The following is a 4,976-nucleotide window of genomic DNA, read 5'->3' as shown; positions in this document are numbered from 1 at the left end:
GCACTTCTAGCCGGATATATGATTATCCTAACTGAAGTTCGGCAGTTTTTACATACGTGTGATATTTACTCGCTTACTCTTTTTTGAGATCTTTAAATGATTTAATCAAATTGAATATCGTCTCTTAAATCTAGGAAGAACGCGTGCCATGATTGCTATCCCAATTTCACTGCTGTTCCACTACAAGTGACCATCAACATACCGTTATCACTACCAAGGACTTCATAATCCATTTTCATACCAATAACAGCGTCGGCACCGAGTTTTTCGGCGCGCGCCTGCATTTCTGCAATTGCCTCTTCACGGGCGTTGGTCAGTTCTTCTTCGTAGCCCTGTGAACGGCCGCCAAAGAAGTTCCGCAGACCGGCCCCCATATCCTTGAGCACATTAATACCAGTAATCACTTCGCCGAAAACAATCCCGTAATAATCTGTTACTTGGCGACCCTCGACGCCATTAGTAGTTGTAATAATCATGTTATTTCCTCCACTCAATGGATGATATTGAACTACTTTTAAGATACACAACTTAAGCAATAAAAGCAAAATAAACCTTAACAATTAGATTAGCAGTTGCATTGGACTATAAAATTGGCGTATAACAAGGAATATGATTGGTGGGTGAACTTCTTGCATAAAAAAACGCTTAGTTTGGTGATCATCGCACTATTAGGTTTGATAGCAACCATCACCGTCTATTTCAGAACTGACTATGCTGAAACTTTGGCAGTCATCACGCAAATCAAAACTAGTGCACCGGTCAGCGAGAAAGATCAATATGATAATCGTGATCAACAACTGACACAAACAGGTACTCTCAAACTACTTAACACGAAGAAAAGCGGGCAAACCTTCGCCTTTACAAATAATTACGATCGCTCCCAACTAGTTAATCAACATTTTTACAAACATCAACGCGTGTTTGTCCAAGTAACCGACCAAAAAGCAACCATTGATAATGCCAAACGTGACTGGGTACTAGTACTTGCTGGAACAATTTTATTTTTGTTGATCGTGCAAGTACTTAACCAGAAAAGTTATTTAGTCATCTTATCACTACTCTTTAATATGATTATTTTCGGGATGACTATTCGTCTGGACATTTGGCGTAATGGTACTAATCCGATTCTAATTTATAGTCTGGCCGCAATTATTTTTGCAGTGGGTAGCTTCTTGATTTTCCAAGGTTGGCATTTAAAAATGGCAGTCATGCTACTCAGTACTATTAGTGCTTTATTATTAGCCTTCACACTAAGTTATGGCATCATGGCGCTAACCAAGGAAAAGGGCATCACTTACATGGCAGTTGCTTATGCTACTCAAAGTCCGCGATCACTCTTCTTAGGCCAAACGTTACTAGGCGTTTTAGGTGCAGTCATGGACGAATCAACAGATATTGTGACTAGTCTCAATGAATTACTAGAACAACAGCCGACAGTGTCTGCTCAGCAACTTTGGCAAAGCGGACTAGCAATTGGCCGTGAAATTATGGGGCCGCTAATCAACGTGTTATTTTTGATCTTTATGGCCGACGCCTTGCCAATGACTATCCTATACTTACGCGATAACAATGCTATCAATTATACTTTCACCTATACCTTGTCGCTGGGTGTCATTCAAAGCCTAATTTCAGCAATTGGTATTGTCCTGACTGTGCCAATTGCCACACTGACCAGCCTTATACTCAGACGAAAGCAGGTCCAGTTATGAGTAGTTTAAGCGCATTATTACTTACTTTGCTAGTGTTGATCTGTCTCGTCGGTGGCACTGCTGGCTTGAAAAGTTATCTCAGTATTATTATTAATTTCTTACTGATTTTTTTCGTTGCCTTATTGATTAGTTGGGGCGCCAATATTTGGTTCACGATTGTTTGTTTCGTACCGTTAAAATTACTGACAATTATTTATTTAGGCACGCACGACACTAAAATTGCTGACCGCGCTTTTATTAGTTCATTAATTGTGACCGGCTTAATTGCTATCGTCATCTTAGGCCTTGATTATTCGGCTCAAGCAATTGGCGTCGGTGATCAAACCGGTGAGGACTTAATTGGTATGAGTACTGCCCCGGGATTAAATTATGGCGCCATCGGAATTTTGGTGGCCTTATTCAGTACGCTAGGTGCTATTTCTGAAGCAGCGGTGGCGATGAGTACTGGCTTAATCGAACTAAAAAAACAGAATAAAGAATTAAGTCAAGCCGCTTATTGGCAGAGTGCCCAAAACATCGGTCAAGATATTTTAGGTACAGCCATCAACACGATTCTATTCGGTTTCTTCGGAAGTTGTTTGGCCTTATTTATTTGGTTCACGCGGCTGCATTACACCTTAAGTCAAATTGCTAACGATAAGCTTTTCGTTCAAGAAGCGCTGATTATTGTCGACTCTATTATTGGGGTTCTTTTGATTGTACCGTTAGCCACTTGGGTCGTTAACCGTGGGTCTAAAAAAAATTAATTTGAGGCAGTACCCTCAGTTCTTTCACTAAAAATAAATCGCGCTTTAGTTATTGAAACGTGTTCTCAAAGGATAGTTGGTGCCGATTAACGTTTTTTATCACGCTCACATTTTTATAAAAATCTAATGCAAATCATTTGCTTTTAGTAAGGCTGGCTGGCATAATATAAAACATAAAGGAGGTCAGTCACACAATGAGCTTTACTAGTAAACTTGATGGTACTGTGGTTAGTTATCGCACTGGCGTACAAAAACTTGATTGCAAGCTAATTGTCGTTCAGTTGTGAGACTAGCCAGGGTAAGACGGAAAAATTCACATCGCTTAATTGGATAAATTCGCTATTGCAAGCAAGGCCGCTTAATAACAGCTATAAGCTTAATGACTTTCGCCCAAGAAATTAACACTTGTTCGCTGTTTTAATCAGCCTTGATGACACAATTTGAAATAGTCCAATCTGTAATAAATTAGTCTTTTGTAACTTCGCCTATTAGGTCGATCACCCAATCGGACCTTTAGACAACCTCGTTATTCGCTGAATCTAAGTCATTAACAAGTCAGAAGGTGTTTGCCCTCCCCCTTAGAATATCTTCATGATAAACATTCCCAATGATAGATTAGACCAAGTAAAGAATGTCACCATACCACAAATGTTTTCAATTCCCCCCTGGAGTTCCTTACGTATCCACTCCCATGACTTACGTAACGAAACATTTGTTGGTAGCTGGTGGCATTTTTTTTGATCACTATGATAAACTAAAGCTAATTAGAGAATTTCGAGGTTAGCAGATGAAAACAAATTATACTGATATAAACGCCGCTGCAATGAACAAGTGGGTAGCTGATGGTTGGGAATGGGGGCAGCCACTGGATCATGAGACTTATTTGCAAGCCCAGCAAGGTCATTGGCAAGTGCTACTTACACCGCAAATACCCGTCCCTGCTAATTGGTTCGCCCCTTTTTTGAGAAATAATCGCCTGGCAGGCACTGATTTATTAGGACTAGCCAGTGGCGGCGGACAACAAATGCCTATCTTTCAAGCTTTAGGTGCTAATGCCACCGTCTTAGACTATGCCGATAGTCAATTGGCCAGTGAACAGCAAGTTGCTGAACGCGAAGGTTATCAAATCAATATCGTTAAGGCCGATATGAGCCAGCGTTTACCTTTTGCTGATGAATCCTTCGATTTGATTTTTCAACCGATCGCCAATTGCTATGTTGCAGATGTTCAGCATATCTGGGATGAATGTTATCGTATTTTGCGACCAGGTGGCATACTGCTAGTCGGCATGGATAATGGCCTGAATTACTTATTCGATGTTGACGATCAAACCACTGAGCTAGTGGTCAAACATAAATTACCTTACAATCCTCTGAAGGATCCTGAATTGATGAAAAGTTCAATCGCACTGGATGGTAGCGTTCAGTTCAGCCACTCCTTAGAGGAACAACTCGGTGGCCAAATGAAGGCCGGTTTAACCTTGACCAATCTGCTTGAAGACCGTGGCCCTGATGACTTACTAGGAAAATATATTCCCCAGTATTTACTAACTCGCGCCGTAAAGAACCAATAGGAATCTAGGCAGTTTAACGATTGTAGGTAAAATCCATAGTGTGCCCCAAGGCGATGAGTATTAACGTAAAACACCAAGCAATTCTATTGTAGAATTGCTTGGTGTTTTGTATTAAACAGAGCCGGTTGCCTTTTGAGAACACGTTTTAGCCGCTAAAGTTTTCTTGAAATAGACTTTTGTTACAGTCTCGCTTTTTTGAGGCCGATAAGCCGATAATTTGAATTGCAAACCGATATTCTGCCAAACATTTTTAATTTACATTAATTTTGCTACAGAAACTTGCCGGCCAAGTATAAATAAAAGATCGCCACTAAAAAAGGGGGAAAAATCTCTTAAGGTTTTAGACCAACATTAGTTTTTTATTCAAAATTAAATTCATTTTTTGGTGAGGGACAAAAGTACTTGTCCAGTTTTTGTCGGCCATTTGTCGGCCGAATATAAAAAAGGGATTTCTAAATTTAATTAGAAATCCCGTAAACGTTGATAAATCAACGATAATTATTTTTATGGTTCAGCTAAAACCGGCTAAACCACTAAAGAATGCCGTCTGCAGGATTTGAACCTGTGACCCTCGGTTTACGATACCGATGCTCTACCAGCTGAGCTAAGACGGCAATACTTAATTTAAAAGCTATTAAGTTTTATGACCCCTACGGGATTTGAACCCATGTTACCGCCGTGAAAGGGCGGTGTCTTAACCACTTGACCAAGGGGCCATTAGTAATATCATAACTGCTTTAACAATTATAATCAATAAAAAAATCGGCCATTAGCCGATTTTTTACTCCGGTTGTCAGACTCGAACTGACGACATCTTGATTAACAGTCAAGCGCTCTACCAACTGAGCTAAACCGGAATCGAGCGTGGCAGCGCCCTATCCTCGCAGGCAGTCTCCCACCAACTACTTTCAGCGCTAAGAAGCTTAACTTCTGTGTTCGGCATGGATA

At 40.5% G+C, this 4,976-nt stretch carries 4 protein-coding genes, 3 tRNA genes and 1 rRNA gene; 3 read left to right on the top strand and 5 right to left on the bottom strand.

Annotated elements, in window-relative coordinates; translation table 11 throughout:
* Positions 1–155 precede the first annotated feature (155 nt).
* A complete protein-coding gene (locus tag EKM81_RS10875; protein ID WP_125651567.1) occupies positions 156–476 on the bottom strand; it encodes a putative heavy metal-binding protein in 321 nt (106 codons plus the stop codon).
* 153 nt (positions 477–629) lie between these two features.
* Between EKM81_RS10875 and EKM81_RS10870 the strand changes: the two genes are divergently transcribed.
* The 3 genes from EKM81_RS10870 (at position 630) to EKM81_RS10860 (ending at position 4,028) form a co-directional block, all read left to right on the top strand.
* Complete coding sequence (locus EKM81_RS10870; protein WP_225420252.1) at positions 630–1,709, top strand: YibE/F family protein; 1,080 nt, start codon at positions 630–632, stop codon at positions 1,707–1,709.
* Complete coding sequence (locus EKM81_RS10865) at positions 1,706–2,455, top strand: YibE/F family protein (protein WP_125651565.1); 750 nt, start codon at positions 1,706–1,708, stop codon at positions 2,453–2,455. Before EKM81_RS10870 ends, EKM81_RS10865 begins: the two co-directional genes overlap by 4 nt.
* A gap of 787 nt (positions 2,456–3,242) precedes the next feature.
* Positions 3,243–4,028: a class I SAM-dependent methyltransferase gene (locus EKM81_RS10860; RefSeq protein ID WP_125651563.1), complete on the top strand. Its 786-nt coding sequence runs from the start codon at positions 3,243–3,245 to the stop codon at positions 4,026–4,028.
* 541 nt (positions 4,029–4,569) lie between these two features.
* On the opposite strand, the gene EKM81_RS10855 is transcribed toward EKM81_RS10860, so the two are convergent.
* The 4 genes from EKM81_RS10855 to rrf all read right to left on the bottom strand — a co-directional run.
* Positions 4,570–4,642: transfer RNA gene (locus tag EKM81_RS10855), tRNA-Thr, on the bottom strand.
* A gap of 30 nt (positions 4,643–4,672) precedes the next feature.
* Positions 4,673–4,744 (bottom strand) — tRNA-Glu (locus EKM81_RS10850).
* A gap of 68 nt (positions 4,745–4,812) precedes the next feature.
* Positions 4,813–4,885, bottom strand: a tRNA-Asn gene (locus tag EKM81_RS10845).
* A 5-nt stretch (positions 4,886–4,890) separates the two neighbouring features.
* Positions 4,891–4,976: ribosomal RNA gene (gene rrf, locus EKM81_RS11695) — 5S ribosomal RNA — on the bottom strand; the annotation flags it as partial.

Source organism: Lapidilactobacillus gannanensis (assembly GCF_003946675.1).
Taxonomy (GTDB): domain Bacteria; phylum Bacillota; class Bacilli; order Lactobacillales; family Lactobacillaceae; genus Lapidilactobacillus; species Lapidilactobacillus gannanensis.
The sequence above is the reverse complement of the archived record's forward strand: the minus strand, read 5'-3'. Positions and strand labels throughout refer to the sequence as shown.